Annotated in this window: 18 protein-coding genes; 4 read left to right on the top strand and 14 right to left on the bottom strand. The window is 36.9% G+C overall.

The window, feature by feature from the left end; all coding sequences use genetic code 11:
• Positions 1-11 precede the first annotated feature (11 nt).
• From recG to SOLCA_RS16990, 4 genes are all read left to right on the top strand, one after another.
• Entirely contained in the window at positions 12-2,135 is a 2,124-nt protein-coding gene (recG, locus tag SOLCA_RS17005; RefSeq protein ID WP_407635816.1) for an ATP-dependent DNA helicase RecG, read from the top strand.
• 43 nt (positions 2,136-2,178) lie between these two features.
• Positions 2,179-2,679 (top strand): hypothetical protein, encoded by a 501-nt coding sequence (locus SOLCA_RS17000; protein ID WP_014681698.1) that lies wholly within the window; start codon positions 2,179-2,181, stop codon positions 2,677-2,679.
• 80 nt (positions 2,680-2,759) lie between these two features.
• On the top strand, positions 2,760-4,139 hold the full coding sequence (locus SOLCA_RS16995) for a M20/M25/M40 family metallo-hydrolase (RefSeq protein WP_014681697.1): 1,380 nt from the start codon (positions 2,760-2,762) through the stop codon (positions 4,137-4,139).
• A gap of 138 nt (positions 4,140-4,277) precedes the next feature.
• Positions 4,278-5,555, top strand: coding sequence for an MFS transporter (locus SOLCA_RS16990; protein WP_014681696.1), 1,278 nt, complete (start codon positions 4,278-4,280; stop codon positions 5,553-5,555).
• 5 nt (positions 5,556-5,560) lie between these two features.
• Here the strand turns inward: SOLCA_RS16990 and SOLCA_RS16985 are convergent, their stop codons facing one another.
• The 14 genes from SOLCA_RS16985 to pyrH form a co-directional block, all read right to left on the bottom strand.
• Positions 5,561-6,181, bottom strand: coding sequence for a DUF4136 domain-containing protein (locus SOLCA_RS16985; RefSeq protein WP_014681695.1), 621 nt, complete (start codon positions 6,179-6,181; stop codon positions 5,561-5,563).
• 62 nt (positions 6,182-6,243) lie between these two features.
• Complete coding sequence (locus SOLCA_RS16980; protein WP_014681694.1) at positions 6,244-6,948, bottom strand: LuxR C-terminal-related transcriptional regulator; 705 nt, start codon at positions 6,946-6,948, stop codon at positions 6,244-6,246.
• Between the two features lie 66 nt (positions 6,949-7,014).
• Positions 7,015-8,769, bottom strand: coding sequence for an ABC transporter ATP-binding protein (locus SOLCA_RS16975; protein ID WP_014681693.1), 1,755 nt, complete (start codon positions 8,767-8,769; stop codon positions 7,015-7,017).
• A gap of 109 nt (positions 8,770-8,878) precedes the next feature.
• Positions 8,879-9,751, bottom strand: coding sequence for a helix-turn-helix domain-containing protein (locus SOLCA_RS16970; RefSeq protein ID WP_014681692.1), 873 nt, complete (start codon positions 9,749-9,751; stop codon positions 8,879-8,881).
• Between the two features lie 22 nt (positions 9,752-9,773).
• The gene (locus SOLCA_RS16965) at positions 9,774-10,277 is read right to left on the bottom strand and encodes a DUF6691 family protein (protein ID WP_014681691.1); all 504 of its coding nucleotides are present in this window, start codon (positions 10,275-10,277) and stop codon (positions 9,774-9,776) included.
• A gap of 1 nt (position 10,278) precedes the next feature.
• Positions 10,279-10,845 carry a YeeE/YedE family protein gene (locus SOLCA_RS16960; RefSeq protein WP_014681690.1) on the bottom strand — a complete coding sequence of 189 codons (567 nt, stop codon included), beginning with the start codon at positions 10,843-10,845 and terminating at the stop codon, positions 10,279-10,281.
• Between the two features lie 6 nt (positions 10,846-10,851).
• Entirely contained in the window at positions 10,852-11,475 is a 624-nt protein-coding gene (locus SOLCA_RS16955) for a class I SAM-dependent methyltransferase (protein WP_014681689.1), read from the bottom strand.
• Positions 11,475-12,884: an MBL fold metallo-hydrolase gene (locus SOLCA_RS16950; protein ID WP_014681688.1), complete on the bottom strand. Its 1,410-nt coding sequence runs from the start codon at positions 12,882-12,884 to the stop codon at positions 11,475-11,477. Before SOLCA_RS16950 ends, SOLCA_RS16955 begins: the two co-directional genes overlap by 1 nt.
• Positions 12,885-12,910: 26 nt before the next feature.
• Positions 12,911-13,519, bottom strand: a complete 609-nt coding sequence (locus tag SOLCA_RS16945) for a methyltransferase domain-containing protein (RefSeq protein ID WP_014681687.1) — start codon at positions 13,517-13,519, stop codon at positions 12,911-12,913.
• Positions 13,519-13,815, bottom strand: a complete 297-nt coding sequence (gene trxA / locus SOLCA_RS16940) for a thioredoxin (RefSeq protein ID WP_014681686.1) — start codon at positions 13,813-13,815, stop codon at positions 13,519-13,521. The genes SOLCA_RS16945 and trxA overlap by 1 nt, the downstream gene beginning before the upstream one ends.
• A gap of 21 nt (positions 13,816-13,836) precedes the next feature.
• Positions 13,837-13,977, bottom strand: a complete 141-nt coding sequence (locus SOLCA_RS23255; RefSeq protein WP_014681685.1) for a hypothetical protein — start codon at positions 13,975-13,977, stop codon at positions 13,837-13,839.
• Positions 13,974-14,771, bottom strand: coding sequence for a sulfite exporter TauE/SafE family protein (locus SOLCA_RS16935; protein ID WP_014681684.1), 798 nt, complete (start codon positions 14,769-14,771; stop codon positions 13,974-13,976). Before SOLCA_RS16935 ends, SOLCA_RS23255 begins: the two co-directional genes overlap by 4 nt.
• Positions 14,772-14,973: 202 nt before the next feature.
• Complete coding sequence (frr, locus tag SOLCA_RS16930) at positions 14,974-15,537, bottom strand: ribosome recycling factor (protein ID WP_014681683.1); 564 nt, start codon at positions 15,535-15,537, stop codon at positions 14,974-14,976.
• A gap of 148 nt (positions 15,538-15,685) precedes the next feature.
• Entirely contained in the window at positions 15,686-16,393 is a 708-nt protein-coding gene (gene pyrH / locus SOLCA_RS16925) for a UMP kinase (RefSeq protein ID WP_014681682.1), read from the bottom strand.
• Between the last annotated feature and the right edge of the window lie 492 nt (positions 16,394-16,885).

The following is a 16,885-nucleotide window of genomic DNA, read 5'->3' as shown; positions in this document are numbered from 1 at the left end:
GAAGTTTAACTATTTTAGCTTTAGTGGAAAGAAAAGGATTTTTTGATACACCTATTGAATTCTTGAAAGGCGTTGGGCCCTCAAAAGCAGATGTGCTCAAAAAAGAACTGAATATTTATACTTATGGTGACCTCCTCAGGCATTACCCATTTCGTTATATTGATAGAACCAGGTTCTATAGAATTGGAGAAATAACGCCTGATCTTCAGTATATCCAGTTAAAAGGAATTATCGTCGACAAGCAATTAATTGGAGAGCAGCGTCGTAAGCGATTGGTTGCGACGTTGCAGGATGAAAGAGGCTCTCATCTCGAATTAGTATGGTTTCAAGGTATTAAATTTATAGAGAAACATATTCATATAGGGAAGGAGTATATTGCTTTCGGGAAGCCTAACTTTTTTAATAATAAAGCGAATCTTCCTCATCCAGATCTGGAATTAGTTTCAGAAGCTAAAAAAGAATTTCAGACAGCTTTGCAACCCGTTTATTCGTCTACAGAAAAATTAAAGCTATTTTTCCTGGACACCAAAGGTATTATGCGTTTGGTGTATAATCTCTTGGAACAGGGTGCTAATTTTATAGACGAAGATTTGCCTGAAGCTCCTTTGGAACAATATAAATTAATGTCAAGAAGAGATGCATTAATTCAAATTCATTTTCCCAAAGACTCTAAGCTGTTACAGCGTTCCCAAGCGCGCTTGAAATTTGAAGAACTATTCTTTATTCAGTTACGATTACTTTTTAATAAGCAAATCAAAAAACGTCTACATAATGGTAGCTTATTTTCAGTAGTGGGTGATAATTTTAATGGTTTTTATACGAATCATTTACCTTTTGAACTGACCGGTGCCCAAAAAAGAGTTATTAAGGAAATCAGGAGAGACACCAACTCTGGTATGCAAATGAACAGGCTGGTTCAGGGTGATGTTGGAAGCGGAAAGACGGTAGTGGCGTTAATGTCGATGTTATTGGCTATCGACAATGGATTTCAGGCTTGTATGATGGCTCCAACAGAAATTCTTGCCACTCAGCATTTTCATTCCATTTCAATGATGCTGAAAGATATGCCTGTTAAGGTTGAGTTGTTAACCGGTTCTACTAAAAAGAAGCAACGTGAGAAGTTATTTGAAGAATTGGCAAACGGAGAACTTAAATTACTGGTAGGAACGCATGCATTAATTGAAGATAAAGTTCAGTTTCAAAACCTGGGGTTAGTTATTATTGATGAGCAGCATCGGTTTGGTGTAGAACAACGTGCAAAATTGTGGCAAAAAAATAGTAGCCCTCCACACATTTTGGTAATGACAGCTACTCCAATTCCCAGGACCCTAGCAATGACGTTATATGGAGATTTAGATGTATCTGTAATTGACGAGCTTCCTGCCGGTAGAAAGCCTATTCAAACCTTACATAAATTCGAAAATCACCGGTTGCGCCTGCATGGATTTTTGAAAGAAGAGATTGCCAAAGGGAGACAGGTGTATATTGTTTATCCTTTAATTGAGGAATCAGAAAAAATGGATTACCTCGATCTGATGAATGGCTATGAACACATCACTAAATCTTTTCCACAGCCTCAGTACCAGGTAAGTATTGTTCATGGTAAAATGAAAGCTGCTGAAAAGGATTTTGAGATGAATCGTTTCAAAAATGGGGAAACTCATATTATGGTGGCTACAACAGTTATTGAAGTTGGGGTAAACGTTCCTAATGCTTCCGTAATGGTTATTGAAAATGCAGAGAAATTTGGATTATCTCAACTGCATCAATTGAGAGGACGTGTTGGGCGTGGAGCAGAACAATCTTTTTGTATTTTGATGAGTAGTCATAAATTATCTTCTGAAGCTAAAGTTCGGTTAGATACCATGGAAAGGACTAATGACGGTTTTGAGATTTCTGAGGTGGATTTAAAGTTACGCGGACCAGGAGATTTGGAAGGAACTCAGCAAAGTGGTGTGCTTGATTTAAGGTTAGCAGATCTGGCAAAAGATCAGCAAATTTTGATCGAAGCGCGTCGGTGTGTAGAACAGATATTGGAGGAGGATCCTATGTTAAATATGGAAAAAAATAAAACTCTTCGTATTTATTTTGAGAAAAAAAGTAAAAGGGAAATAACTTGGGATAAAATTTCGTAATAATTGATATATTTATCAGCAGTAAACATTCTGTTATAAATTTATGAAGAAATTAGTCGTTCTTATCATTTCTTTATTTACCGCTCATCTCTCATTTGCCCAAACTAAAGGAATTATTCAACAGGCAGAAAATTGGTACCTGAATACTCCTGAGGGCTTTTTAAAGAAATTAACGCCTAAGAACTGTGATAGTTTAAGTGCAGAATGGGACAAGGCCCAACAATTATATAGTGATGGAAAAGACTTTGTAAAGGTTCCTGTTAGACTCACCTATAAACCAACAGAAGCTGATAAAAAAGACAAGAAATCAAAAAAAGGGCCTGATATTGTTGTAACCAATGATAATATCTACTTATCCAGAGTAGATACAACATTTGATTGTGTATTAGTTCAGGTAATGCAGGTTTCTGACCAGCACCTTAACATTGTAACGTTAACGGATGGAAATGTAGGGAAGTTCTTTGTGAAACGTTTTGATGATATTTTGCCTTTACCAAAACCAAATTGGTATTTTGAACAACCCCGATATGCAATGATGGAATAATCCAGATATACGCCCGGCCGATTTAATCTTGCCGGGTTTTTATTTGAATTATTTTGTCGAGAATTACTTTTGGTTAATATATGAAGAAGAAAAGTTTATTGTTTTTAGTTGCAGTAGCCATGTTTACTACAGGCAGCTATGCTTCCAATCCAGATTCTATGGTTGTAAGTAAAATTTATGAAGAGGTATTAGGAAATGGGAAAGTCTATGAAAATCTACATTATTTATGTAAAAATATTGGTCCGAGATTAAGCGGCTCAGCAAATGCACAAAATGCAGTAGAATGGACCAGATCATTAATGGAATCGTACGGATTTGACCGTGTTTATCTGCAGGAAGTAATGGTTCCGCACTGGGAGCGTGGTGCTAAAGAAAAAGCCTGGTTTGCAACAGGCGGAAAAAAAATAAATGTGGAAATAGCTGCTCTTGGCGGTTCTGTTGCAACTTCTGAAAAGGGAATTGAAACGACTATTATTGAGGTGTTCAACTTCGATCAACTTAAGGAATTAGGAGAGGAGAAGATTAAAGGAAAGATAGTTTTTTTTAATCGTCCAATGAATCCTAAAACACTGCATACCTTTAATGCTTATGGAGCAGCAGTTAATCAGCGAGTACAAGGTGCAATTGAGGCCGCAAAATATGGAGCAATAGGGGTAATTGTTCGGTCTATGACAACCAAAATTGATGAGTTTCCTCATACAGGTACCATGCGTTATGATGAAAAGCTTACTAAAATTCCTGCAGCTGCTATCAGTACAAAAGATGCAAATAGTTTAAGTGCTGCTCTTAAAACAGATCCTTCACTTAAATTTTTCTATCAAATGAATTGTAAAACATTGCCAGATGTACTGTCATACAATGTAATTGGCGAGATAAAAGGATCTGAGCAACCAGAGAAAATAATAACAGTTGGAGGGCACCTTGATTCATGGGATTTGGCTGAAGGCGCTCATGATGATGGTGCAGGGACTATGCAATCTGTAGAGGTATTGAGAACCATTAAAGCATTGGGTATTAAACCCAAGCATACTGTTAGGGCTGTAATGTTCATGAATGAAGAGAACGGTACAAAAGGAGGACTTAAATATGCAGAAAATGCGAAAGTAACAAATGAACAGCATTATGCAGCCATCGAATCTGATTCCGGTGGGTTAACTCCTCGTGGTTTTTCTATTGACGCATCCACGGAAGTCGTAAACAGAATAATGAGTTGGTCGCCGATATTTGATGAGTATGGATTAAAAGAGATAGGTGGAGGAGGGGGTGCCGGATCAGATATTGGTCCATTAAAATCATTGGGAACAGCTTTGTTCGGTTTCAGACCGGATTCACAACGTTACTTTGATTATCATCATGCAAAAACAGATGTTTTTGAAAATGTAAACGAAAGAGAGTTAAAGCTTGGCGCCGCAGCAATGGCAACTTTAGTTTATCTTATCGATCAAAACGGTCTTAATTAAATTAATAATAACATAGCCAGTCTAAAGAGTTACCAAATTTTAGGTAACTCTTTTGTTTTGGTTACGCGTTGTTTTAATGCACGTTATTTATCTTTGTTCCGGTTAATTCCCTTTTTCATTCTTAGCTATTAATATTAAGTGCCGTCAGAAACAGTTGACTCTCCCGTAAAACCCGATGCCTTTGCTGCATTGCGTTATCCTGAATTCCGTTTTTACTTAGGTACTCGTTTCTTTTTAACATTCGCTCTTCAAATGAAGGCTGTTATTGTGGGCTGGTTTGTTTATAGTGTAACCAAAGATCCGCTTTCATTAGGAATGATTGGTTTAGCTGAAGCGATACCCGCACTTTGTGTTGCTTTGTTTGGGGGATATGTAGCCGACAGGTCCAATAAAAGAAGTATGCTGATCATTGTCATCAGTACCATATTAACGGCTGCTACATTACTTTTTGTTGTAACAATGCCTTCAATGCATCAATCTATTAACACCCATTTACTGATAGCAATTGTTTATGTGGTTGTTTTTTTAGACGGATTAGCCAGAGGTTTTTTTGCCCCAGCAGCTTTTTCTTTAATGGCTTCATTGGTGCCGCGCGAATTATATCCAAATTCATCTTCCTGGAACAGCTCGTGCTGGCAGTTAGCCGCTGTCGCCGGCCCGGCTGCAGGTGGTCTGATTTATGGTTTTTATGGAATGTCTGTTACGATGGGTATTGTATTGCTATTAATGGTATTATCTATTTCTAGCCTTTTAATGCTGAAAAGTAAACCTGTTAATGTATTAGAGAAGAAAGAGTCGATGTGGAGTAGTTTAGGAGAGGGAATTAAATTTGTCTTTAACACGAAAATGATGCTCGGAGCTATGACTCTTGATATGTTTTCTGTCTTCTTTGGCGGGGCCGTTGCCTTACTTCCTGTATTTGCCAATGATATTTTAAAAGTAGGAGCAGAGGGATTAGGCGTATTGCGGGCGGCACCATCTGCTGGTGCTGTAATTACCATGCTGATAATGACCCGATATACACCAGCTGTTCGTCCATGGCGGAATTTAATAGTTGCCGTAACCGGGTTTGGCATTTGCACTATTTTGTTTGGTATCTCTAAGAATTTTTACTTGTCTATTGTCTTTTTGTTTTTGGTGGGAGCTTTTGATAGTGTAAGTGTTATTATTCGGTCGACCATTTTTCAAATGCTTACTCCCGATCATATGCGTGGCAGAGTATCTGCTGTAAACACCATGTTTATAGGGTCATCTAATGAAATAGGCGCTTTTGAATCTGGGGTAACTGCAAAAATAATGGGGACCACCAGAGCGGTGATATTTGGCGGTTGTATGACAGTGTTAATCGTTGCCGCAACATTTGCTAAAACAAAATCTCTGTTGCCAATACGTTTGGTTGGGAAAGAGTTTAAATAACCCGTTTATTGTTTCTGCTTCTTAGGCGAAGCCGGAGTTTTTTTTACAGTAGGTTTCTTATAGTAATCTGCCGGAAAGTAAGTGCCTTTATTTGGGAAATTTTCAAAAGCTTCTTTAAACATTGCATCGATTATTTTCTGAGAATCACGCGTAAAAAAGCGATCATACCCAACGGCCGCCCAAACCGGTTTGTTTGTTTTAGGATTGATAAGCGCTAAAACTAAAACGCCTTCGGGTCGTTCATCACTTTGCCATTGTTCAGTAGCACTATTTATTACTCCTTTGGGTAATCTTATTTGTTGCCCATAGGTGGCAAGGTTAGTTTGATTTTGAATCCCTCCTAAGAACGTAAAAATAAGCTGGCCTTTAACAGGATTTAATTTTAGATGATGTTGGAAATAATTGGCTTCAAAAACCGCTTGCATGTTGCTGTTTGCCTGTGTTCTGTCGACCGTGTCTCTATTAATTATTACTTTCCCATTCCTGAACTTATAAGTGCTGTCATTAGTAAAATTATAGGTTGAATCTCGGTAAACTTTTACTGTCTGGCCGTTCGCCAACAATGTGCAACAAACAAGAATTACCGAGCAGTAGAATAGCGGTTTAAATTTAATAATAGAAATCATTGAGCATAAATCTTAACTGTTTTTAAGTTATTCAAAAATTAGGGTATATGCAATAGGTGTGATTAAATGAGGTCAAAAGCCTGAGCAAACTTGGTAATATCATAAGATGTTTGCACATTAAGCTTGGAGCGAAGATTTCTTCGGTGGGTTACCACTGTTTTTTCAGAGATATGAAGAATGAAAGCTATTTCAATAGAGTTTTTACCTAATGCAATTAATCGAAGAATTTCGATCTCTCGTTTGGTAAGCATGTTAAAAAAGGCTTCGTTCTTTTTAAGGAAATCTTTTTCCTGAAGCAATCGATTTACCTTGGATGTAATATGATATTGAGGATCAATAGGGGTAGCATTTGTAATAATGTGAGAAGGTACATTCTGTTCATTTCTTAGGAAAATTTTGGTGCTGCTTAAGAACCATTTCCATTCATGTTTTTCTGATGCTCTTGCTTGCTGGAAGAAACATACCAGCTTTTCGTCATTATCATTATCATGTAATAAGCTTAACACTTTTGGAAGATAATCGGCAACGTCATCAGGGTTAAAAAACTTTGAGAAATATTCGGAGCCTAAGCTTTTAAGGTCATTAACTGTAAAGCCCAAAAATTGTTCTCCTCTGGGTGACATGTATTCAACTGTCATCGTGTTCAGGTCATGAACAATAAAAATGGTGGGTAATTCAATGTCGATAGCTTGTAATGCCGCTAACTTATTAGCCAAAGCTGCATTTTTTGTTAAAGCAGTAAGTTTTTGGCGAGTACTATTAGTCATGCAGCATAGTGTTGGGTAATTATGTGTTATAGTACATAATTACCCTTAATATACTGTATTTTCTTATTAATCTAATACTTCGAGTCGTTCACCGATTTGCTGTCTCCACATGGCGTAATAAAGGCCTTTCTGGTCTAGCAGCTCATGATGCCCTCCTGCCTCAGTGATGATTCCTTTTTCTAATACATAAATTCTGTCAGCATGCATAATTGTACTTAATCGGTGGGCGATCAGAATGGTAATATGTTCCGCTTTTTCAGAAACTTCTCTAATTGTCTTGCTAATTTCTTCTTCAGTTAATGAGTCTAGTGAGGAGGTTGCCTCGTCGAAAACAAGTAAATCTGGTTGACGTAATAAAGCTCTTGCTATTGATAATCGTTGTTTTTCTCCTCCCGATACTTTTACGCCCCCTTCTCCAATTAATGTATCAAGTCCTTTATCGGCCCTTGCGAGCAAAGTATGACAGGCAGCTTTATATAAAACATCCATACATTCTTCATCAGTTGCTTCAGGGCGGACAAATTTCAAGTTCTCTCGGATCGTTCCCGCAAATAATTGAGTTTCCTGGGTTACAAATCCTATTTTCTCCCTTAATTCATCTAAATCTATTCTGTTACTATCAATGTTATTGTAGAGGATTTGTCCTTCCTGTGGACGATACAAACCAACCAACAATTTCACTAGGGTTGATTTTCCTGCCCCGGACGGACCTACAAATGCGATGGTATCTCCTTGCTCTACACTAAACGAAATATCTGAGATGGCGTTTCTGTTGGCCGACTGGTGTTTGAAACTTACTTCTTCAAAATCTAATTTTTGAATTTTCGGTAAATGGGCCGGACGATCAGGTTTCACATCTTTTGGCGTGTTTAAAATTGATTCAAAGTTGTTAAGCGATACTTCTGCTTCCCGATAAATATTAATGATATTTCCTAACTCTTGAAGTGGTCCAAAAATGAAGAATGAATAAAACATTAACGAGAAAAATTGACCTACCGTTATTTGTTCCCGGAAGATAAGATACATCATTAGGAAGATAATAGAGGTACGTAAAAGGTTTACTGTTGTTCCCTGGATAAAACTTAAACTTCGGATGTATTTTACCTTTTTAAGTTCTAGCCCTAATATTTTAACAGTAGTGCCATTTAAACGATCAATTTCTTGGTTTGCCAACCCCAATGATTTTACCAGTTCAATATTTCTGAGGGATTCAGTAGTTGATCCGGCTAATGCAGTTGTTTCTGAAACAATTGTTTTCTGCATTTTTTTGATGCGTTTACTCAGCACTGAACTTAGAAAACCCAATATCGGAATAACAAGTATAAACATCGGAGCAATGATCCAATGCACTTTAATTGCATAAACGGTTACGAAAACAATTCCGACGATGGAAGTAAACAACACATTGATGAAAGTGGTGATCAGTCGTTCAACATCGGTTCTTACTTTTTGAAGTTTTCCTAACGTTTCGCCACTTCGTTGATCTTCAAAAACCTGGTAGGGTAATTCAAGGGAGTGAGCCAAGCCATCACTATACATTTGAGCTCCCATTTTCTGAACAATTACATTCGCGAAATAATCCTGAAAGTTTTTGGCAACTCGAGACACAAATGCAACGCCCACAATTGCCAATAAGTATAATCCTACCCCGTGGAAAAATTCGTCGGAATTTAACGTTTTGAATTTGGTTACATAATCATCCATTAGCCTTCCGAAGATATAGGGGTCCATCATGGAAAAGCCCTGATTAATTGTGGCTAATAAAAGAGCTAATGCTAATAAGCCTTTATAGTTTTTAAGGTATGAGTAGAGGATTTTCATTTATTTTGCTAACAGATTTTAATATCGACTGTAATTTTGGATTAAAAATACAGAGTAATAAAAAAATCTGAGCTAAAATTGTTTTGCTTTTAGCAAAAAAAGTTCTTTTCTAAGCTAATTGTCTTCGAAATTCGTCAGGACTGGCACCGGTATATTTTTTAAAGAATCGGCTGAAATAGGCATTATCTTCAAAATTTAAATCCCATGCAATCTCACTAATACTTTGTCCAGAGTTTACCAGCATTCTTTTGGCTTCTAATAGAACACGATCACGGATAAGTTCACCTGCCGATTTTCCAGTAATACTTGTAACAACAGCATTTAAGTGGTTAGGCGTAATGAACAGTAATTCAGCATATTCCTTTGGTAACTTTTTGGTTTTGAAGTTACTTTCAATCAGTTTTTCAAAACTCCTCAATAATGTGTAATTGTACCGCGTCGCTTCAGTTTGTTTTTCGGGCTGACAAGCTCTGGCTAAAACAACAAGTAATTGGAGTAACAAGGCTCTTAAATAATCATTTTTAAAATCATTATCTGCTTCATGCTCTGTTTTCAAGTGCTGAAAAAGACTTAATACTGTCGGCTTGATCTCCTCTTTTAATAACGTCATAGAGCGTTGGGTCATCGAATTGAAAAAAGGAAACTCATTTAAGAAATAAGGATTGTAACATACTGCTGTGAAAAAACTCTCATCAAAATTAATAATGAAGCCATCTGCATCGTCGCTAAACTCCCACGAATGAATTTGACCCGGTGATAAAAAATAGATCTGACCGGGTTCAATTTCAAAAGTTGTAAAATCGACTATGTATTTGCCTGAACCGTTTGAGATGTACATGATCTGGTAAAAACTATGTCGATGAGGCATAACAAGCCTCGACTGATTATCCAAAAATCTACGCAGACCACAGGCCATAAAGTCTTTAGTACAATTCTCAGCTCCGAATAAATTGCAAATACTATATGTTGGAATCTTATTCATTAAAAATCGATTTTCTATATTATTAATGAGGCAATTTGTCTCTTAACAAACCATAGGTCCAGGTGCCGCCAATTGCACTTAATAAAGTAATAGTGATTGCTAAAAATCCACTGCCTATTTGAGCAAATAATGGTCCCGGACAAGCACCGGTTATGGCCCATCCTAATCCAAATAGCAATCCACCGATTATCTGACCTTTGTTAAAGGTTTTGTCATGAAAAATTACCTTTTCACCCGACATCGTTTTTATATTAAATCGTTTGATCAGGAGTACCGAAATTAGTCCAACAACAACAGCTGAGCCAATAACGCCGTACATATGGAACGATTGTAAGCGGAACATCTCCTGGATTCTAAACCATGAAACAATTTCAGCCTTAACAAATACGATTCCGAATAATACACCTGCTACCAGGTATTTTAAGTTTGAACCTACTCCTTCAAATGATGTTTGTTCGTTAGGAGCCTCGCATTCTATAGGGTGCTCAATCACAAACTCTTCTCTTTCAATAATCTCTTTCGCCATGTTAAAAAAGTTTAAATAGTTGAGGCAGAATTAACCACGTCATAATAAATCCCCCGGCCATAAAGCTAATAGTTGCTACTAATGAAGGCCATTGTAAATTAGATAACCCCATAATCGAGTGTCCTGATGTACAACCTCCCGCATACCGAGTTCCGAAGCCAACAAGGAAACCGCCAAGAACCATAAATACGAAGCCTTGCAAACTGAATAAATTATCAAAGTTGAATATATCAGTTGGCAATAAATGCGTAAAGTCCTTAACACCTAACGACTGAAGGTCAGCAACAGTTTGAGGGTTTAGCTTTATTGGATCAGGATTTGTTAATAAGAAAGTTGCAATAAAACCCCCAATTGCAATTCCTGCAACAAAGAATAAGTTCCATGCTTCTTTTTTCCAATCATAGTTAAAGAAAGGGATTTTTGACGGCATACATGCTGCACATATGTGACGCAAGGAAGAACTGATCCCAAACGATTTATTTCCAATCAAAAGTAATAAAGGGACCGTAAGTCCAATTAATGGCCCGGCTATGTACCAGGGCCATGGTTGTTTAATAAACTCTAACATTTCTATTTAATGGTTATCTCTCTTAAAACTGCAGAATACAAAGTTCTGCATAGTGTTAAAAGGCGTTGAATGATCGATATAAAAACAATTTACTTTAGTAAACCCATTGCTAAACATTTCAGTTAGCGTAGTATCGGAATACTGCTTTATTGGGATGCCACTGCATTTTGTAGGACCATCAGTTGAGAAAGTCCCGATGATTAATAGTCCACCTGGGTTAATAGCCTGATATGCTGTATTGATGTATGAATTAATATCTTCCTCGTCGGTTAGGAAATGAAAAACCGCACGATCATGCCATACATCAAATTTCTGATCTGGCTTAAAAAGAGTAATATCTTCTGCCAACCAGGTTATTTTGACCGAATCCGGACCAAGTCGGTTTTGAGCACGCTCCAATGCACGAGCAGAAATGTCAAGCACCGAAATATGGTTGTATCCTTCTTTTAAAAGATTATCAGCTAAGAAGCTATCTCCTCCACCAATGTCAATTATGGAGGCAGTTTTCTGAACATCAAATTCCTCAAAGAAACTCAAGGAAGTAGTTGGTTTGGGTTGAAACCAACTTACTTCTTCTAATTTCTTTGTATCATAAATGCCTTCCCAATGTTCTTTTCGTGAAAAACTCATTATCCTTGCAGCTTGCTTTGACAAACAAAATCGGTTTTTGGCACATTTGTTTTAGCTATTGCTCCAAAACCACCAGCAACTTCAGTGAAGTTATTGAAACCACGGGCCTTCAGGATCGAAGCTGTGATCATTGATCGATATCCTCCTGCACAGTGAATATAATAATGAGTCTTATGGTCAATTGTACTCATCCAGTCGTTAATGAAATCCAATGGTTTATTAAATGATTCTTCCACATGTTCGGCTCTGTATTCGCTCTCACGACGAACATCTAATACAATCGTTTCATCTTTTTTAAAGATGTTTGAGAATTCATCAGCAGTAATACTCTTAATTGTTTCAATATCTTTTCCTGAAGCTTTCCATGCATCAAAGCCGCCATTTAAATGCCCAATTGTATTATCGTAACCTACGCGCGCTAAACGTGTAACAGCTTCCTCTTCACGACCAATGTCAGTAATTAATAGTATTGGTTGTTTTAAGTCTGTAATTAAAGCTCCAACCCAAGCAGCAAACTGACCGTCTAAACCAATATTGATGGAGTTAGGGACATAACCTTTAGAAAAATCCGTTGGTTTACGTGTATCTAAAACCAAAGCTTCCTCTGCTTCTGCTACAACTTCAAATTCTGCTGGATCCAAAGACCTTGCCCCATGACTTAAAACGCTATCAATACTGTCATAACCTTTCTTGTTCATTAAAGCATTCTTTGGAAAATATTGAGGAGGAGGCGCTATACCATCCAATACTTCTTTTATAAATTGTTCTTTGCTAATATCACGAAGCGCATAATTCACTTCCTTTTGATGGCCTAATGTATCCCATGTTTCTTTACTCATGTTTTTACCACAAGCCGACCCTGCTCCGTGGGCAGGATATATAATCAGCTCATCCGGTAATGGCATAACCTTATTACGTAATGAATCATAGAGTAAGCCTGCCAGATCCTCTTTTGAAAGATCAGATTTCACCGCTAAGTCCGGACGGCCTACATCTCCGATAAACAGGGTATCGCCACTAAATATACTGTGATATTTGCCATTTTCATCAATCAACAAATAACTTGATGATTCCATTGTATGGCCAGGAGTGTGTAATACACGAATTGTCACATTACCAAGTTTTAATTCTTCATTATCCTTTGCGATGTGTGACTCAAAACCAGTTTCGGCAGTTGGTCCGTAAACGATGGTTGCGCCTGTTTTTTTAGCCAAGTCAACATGTCCTGACACGAAATCGGCATGAAAGTGCGTTTCCAAAACGTACTTAATTTTGGCACCTTCTTTTTCTGCCTTTGCAATATATGGAGCTACCTCACGAAGCGGATCAATTATTGCCGCTTCACCATTAGATTCAATATAGTAAGCACCTTGTGCTAAACACCCGGTATATATTTGTTCGACTTTCATTTTGTTTAATTTTATGTTTGTTAACATTAATTGTCTTTAATTATTTGAAAGAATAATTCGAAACCTGCTCTTGGTTTAATAGAGTTATAACACGTTTCCATTTTTTTTATTCTAACATTGGAAGAAAACAAGGCTTCATATTCTTTCTTGTCGCCTCCAAATGGTGGCCCTGGTTGTTCAAATGTCCGGTTAAAAAGTAAGCCGGTTAGTTTTCCTCCAGGAGCTAAGAGTGCAATCATTTTTTTTGCATAATTAATCCTTAACTCAGGATCTAAGGCACAGAGAAAAGTTTGTTCAATGATGAGGTTATACTGACCTGTATGCTCAAAGAAATCACCTGTTAAAACTTTGAGTTCTTTCCCCACACTTGGTTGTAATTTTTCCTTTAACCGCTCCGTTAAAACTGATGAAATATCAATTACAGTAACATTTGAAAAGCCAGCATTCAGCAAGTACTCCACTTCGTAGGCATTTCCGCAGCCGGGTATTAATATGGAAATTGATTTATCCTCAAGCTGATCAATATAACTGCTCAGAGGGGGTGAAACTACTCCCAAATCCCAGCCAGTATTTTGAGTTTGATAATTAGTATCCCAAAATGCGGCATCTAAACTAGTTAATGATGAGCTTGTCATTAGATGAAACTTGTTAATAAGCTTTTTAGTTGGCCTGCTTGTACAACACCCGATTGTCTCCATTTAATTTCTCCTTGTTTAAAGATCATTAAAGTGGGCACGCTCATAACTTTATATGCAGCGGCAGCGGCCGGATTTTTATCGATATCAATTTTAATGATGCTGACGTTATCACCTACCTGGCCTTTTACATCTTCCAGAATTGGGGCCATCATTTTGCAAGGTCCACACCAGGTCGCAAAAAAATCAACCAAGACCGGTTTATCTGAATTAATAATTTCTGAAAATGTTGCCATTATTTAATCCTCTCTTTTTTATTACAGCGTTTTAACAGTGCTGGAAGTTGTTTTATCAGATTTAGGCTTATGTTTTGCCTGTATCCAACTCATCGTTCCCCAGAATAATAGGTTTATTAAGATGAATAGGAAAATTGCTTTATACTTATCCTTCCTCTTCATTTTATCAGTAATTCTTTAATGATAATAAATGAGCCCATTATCAAAACAAACCAACCAAAAGCTGGTTTGAGATTTTCTCCGCTAATCTTTTTCGATAATCCACTTCCGATTAATATTCCTACTGAAGCAATACCGAAAAACTTCAACATAAAACTCCAATCAGATGGTTGCACCCCAACATGGTTACTAAGGAATCCAATTAGCGAATTCAGTACAATTATTACGAGTGAAGTGCCTATAGCCTTTTTAATTGGTAAATTAGCCATAATAACCAATGCCGGAATAATTAAAAAACCACCACCAGCGCCAACAAGTCCGGTAACTTCTCCCACAAATAACCCCTGAGCAATTAGTAAGGTATTATTAGGCTCTGGCTGTTGATTTTCTATCGTTTGATATTTTGGTTTTTTAATCATTGAAAATGCCGCAAATAACATTACTACAGCAAAAACCAATAACAGAAACAAGGATTTGTTAACCGTTACATCTCCCCAGGATACCACTGTTTCGGGTATAAGTTTAACCAAGTATGTACGGGTGATAAATACAGACAATACAGAAGGAACTCCAAAAAGAAGAACACTTCGCCAATCTATATTGTTCTGTTTAAAATGACTCACAGAACCAACCATGCTCGTCAGACCTACAATAAATAATGAATAGGCTGTGGCCTGCACTGTGTCAACATGAAACAAGTACACCAAGATAGGAACTGTTAGGATGGAACCTCCACCTCCAATAAGTCCTAAGGTTAAACCCATAATAATTGCTCCCAGATATCCTATAATCTCCATCTTTTAGTTAAGGTATTATTGATATACAAAGGTGCAAATTAATGAGCCGTTTAGATTGACTTTAAAAACTGTTTTATTGTACTTTTTACTGATTTGATAGCGAGTAATGTTTGAAAACCGCAAATAGAGGGTGATGAATAGTGACAATAAATAAAAAAGGCTTCCTAAGAGGGAAGCCTTTGATTGATATTTTGAAAGTGGATCAGACGGTAAGGATTTCTTTTTCTTTTACTTCAACCAACTTATCGATTTTTAAGATGTATGCATCAGTAAGTTTTTGAACTTCAGCCTCACCACCTTTTATTTCATCTTCAGAGACGCCGTCTTTACTTGATTTTTTAATCTTTTCGTTTGCGTCTTTTCTTATGTTACGAACGGTAACTTTACCGTTTTCTGCTTCAGCCTTTACTTTTTTAACTAAGTCTTTACGACGATCTTCAGTTAAAGGAGGTACATTAATGCGGATAATAATACCATCGTTTTGAGGATTAAAACCTAAGTTAGCCTCAAGAATTGCTTTTTCAATCGGGCTGATCATGGTTTTTTCCCAAGGTTGAATTACAATTGTACGAGCATCAGGAGTATTCACATTTGCAATTTGACTGATAGGAGCAGGGCTGCCATAGTAATCAACATGTACGCCATCAACCATTGAGGGCATTGCTTTACCAGCACGCAATTTCAATAATTCAGCATCTGTGTGACTAACAGCTTTTTCCATGTGCTCTTTAGCATCATCCAACTGTTTTTTTATCAGGTCGTTCATAACTTTTTTATTTAGATAAGTGATTAGTCCCGGTGCTAATCGGGATATGTCAATCAAAAATAATAATCAAATTTTTATTTAGATAAGGTGAATTGAGGGTCTGTTGTTCACTTCAGTCTCAATATCAAATTTGATATCTCAATCAATACTATCCTTCAACTAAAGTTCCAATAGGCTCACCTAATGCAATCTTCATAAAGTTGCCTGGTTTATTCATATCAAATACAATAATTGGAAGTTTATTTTCCTGGCAAAGCGTAAACGCAGTCATATCCATCACATTTAAATTCTTTTTATACACTTCGTTAAAAGTGATTTTTTCGAATTTAACAGCATTCGGATCTTTTTCAGGATCGGCGGTATAAATACCATCAACTCGGGTGCCTTTTAATACAACATCAGCTTCGATTTCAATAGCGCGAAGAGAAGCGGCAGTATCAGTAGTAAAGTATGGATTTCCAGTTCCTGCGCCAAAAATTACCACTCGTCCTTTTTCAAGGTGACGAACAGCTCTGCGACGGATAAATGGTTCACAAATTTGTTCCATTTTGATAGCAGAAAGCAAACGGGTTTTAATACCTGCCTTTTCAAGAGCATCTTGCAAAGCCATGCTATTGATAACAGTGGCAAGCATTCCCATATAATCAGCCTGCACGCGGTCCATCCCTCCTTTTTCAGCATCGAGTCCACGGTGAATATTTCCACCTCCAATAACAATGGCCACTTCTACACCCTTATCGGCAACCTCTTTAATATCTTTTGCATATTGATTAACACGCTCAGGGTCAATGCCGAAAGGCTTGTTGCCCATTAGAGACTCTCCGCTAAGTTTGAGTAGAATTCTTTTATAGTTCATGGGATAAGATAAAAACTGGGCAAAAATAGGAAAAAATACCTTTAATGGAATTTATGATTTTACGTTTCCTTAATAATATCTGAAAAATTGATTTTTTTAATTAAGGTTGATATGTGCAAGTGCTAAAAAAATAGATAAAATGATTTTGACTGATCTAAATGAAGGACAATCCATATAGTGCTTATCCAGGCCATCTAAATAAAAAGAGGAATAAGTATTCATACTTTCATTGGTAGGTAGGGGATATGTTTACTTACTCCTCAATAGTTTGTTTATTAAACGTCAGCAAGTTATAAGCAAACTATTAATTTTACTATTCGAATAAACTAATTGGATATCGAATTCGTTTCATTTTTAACACAATGGTTTTCAGTTTAATATGCTATATTATTATCTGTAAAACAAGTTAATTTAATGTTCATATGTCGTCATATGTCTTATTCGCCTTTACCTATTGTTGTTAGAGAACTTGTATCAATATTACTTTTCGAT

The organism is Solitalea canadensis DSM 3403, assembly GCF_000242635.2.
Classification (GTDB): domain Bacteria; phylum Bacteroidota; class Bacteroidia; order Sphingobacteriales; family Sphingobacteriaceae; genus Solitalea; species Solitalea canadensis.
This window is presented reverse-complemented; position numbering and strand designations above follow the sequence as displayed.

What these genes read in the sequence shown, in the direction of transcription:
- SOLCA_RS17000 (WP_014681698.1), top strand. Translation starts at nt 2,179, where the DNA reads ATGAAGAAATTAGTCGTTCTTATCATTTCTTTATTTACCGCTCATCTC.
- SOLCA_RS16995 (WP_014681697.1), top strand. Translation starts at nt 2,760, where the DNA reads ATGAAGAAGAAAAGTTTATTGTTTTTAGTTGCAGTAGCCATGTTTACT.
- SOLCA_RS16985 (WP_014681695.1), bottom strand. Translation starts at nt 6,181, where the DNA reads ATGATTTCTATTATTAAATTTAAACCGCTATTCTACTGCTCGGTAATT.
- SOLCA_RS16980 (WP_014681694.1), bottom strand. Translation starts at nt 6,948, where the DNA reads ATGACTAATAGTACTCGCCAAAAACTTACTGCTTTAACAAAAAATGCA.
- SOLCA_RS16975 (WP_014681693.1), bottom strand. Translation starts at nt 8,769, where the DNA reads ATGAAAATCCTCTACTCATACCTTAAAAACTATAAAGGCTTATTAGCA.
- SOLCA_RS16970 (WP_014681692.1), bottom strand. Translation starts at nt 9,751, where the DNA reads ATGAATAAGATTCCAACATATAGTATTTGCAATTTATTCGGAGCTGAG.
- SOLCA_RS16965 (WP_014681691.1), bottom strand. Translation starts at nt 10,277, where the DNA reads ATGGCGAAAGAGATTATTGAAAGAGAAGAGTTTGTGATTGAGCACCCT.
- SOLCA_RS16960 (WP_014681690.1), bottom strand. Translation starts at nt 10,845, where the DNA reads ATGTTAGAGTTTATTAAACAACCATGGCCCTGGTACATAGCCGGGCCA.
- SOLCA_RS16955 (WP_014681689.1), bottom strand. Translation starts at nt 11,475, where the DNA reads ATGAGTTTTTCACGAAAAGAACATTGGGAAGGCATTTATGATACAAAG.
- SOLCA_RS16950 (WP_014681688.1), bottom strand. Translation starts at nt 12,884, where the DNA reads ATGAAAGTCGAACAAATATATACCGGGTGTTTAGCACAAGGTGCTTAC.
- SOLCA_RS16945 (WP_014681687.1), bottom strand. Translation starts at nt 13,519, where the DNA reads ATGACAAGCTCATCATTAACTAGTTTAGATGCCGCATTTTGGGATACT.
- trxA (WP_014681686.1), bottom strand. Translation starts at nt 13,815, where the DNA reads ATGGCAACATTTTCAGAAATTATTAATTCAGATAAACCGGTCTTGGTT.
- SOLCA_RS23255 (WP_014681685.1), bottom strand. Translation starts at nt 13,977, where the DNA reads ATGAAGAGGAAGGATAAGTATAAAGCAATTTTCCTATTCATCTTAATA.
- SOLCA_RS16935 (WP_014681684.1), bottom strand. Translation starts at nt 14,771, where the DNA reads ATGGAGATTATAGGATATCTGGGAGCAATTATTATGGGTTTAACCTTA.
- frr (WP_014681683.1), bottom strand. Translation starts at nt 15,537, where the DNA reads ATGAACGACCTGATAAAAAAACAGTTGGATGATGCTAAAGAGCACATG.
- pyrH (WP_014681682.1), bottom strand. Translation starts at nt 16,393, where the DNA reads ATGAACTATAAAAGAATTCTACTCAAACTTAGCGGAGAGTCTCTAATG.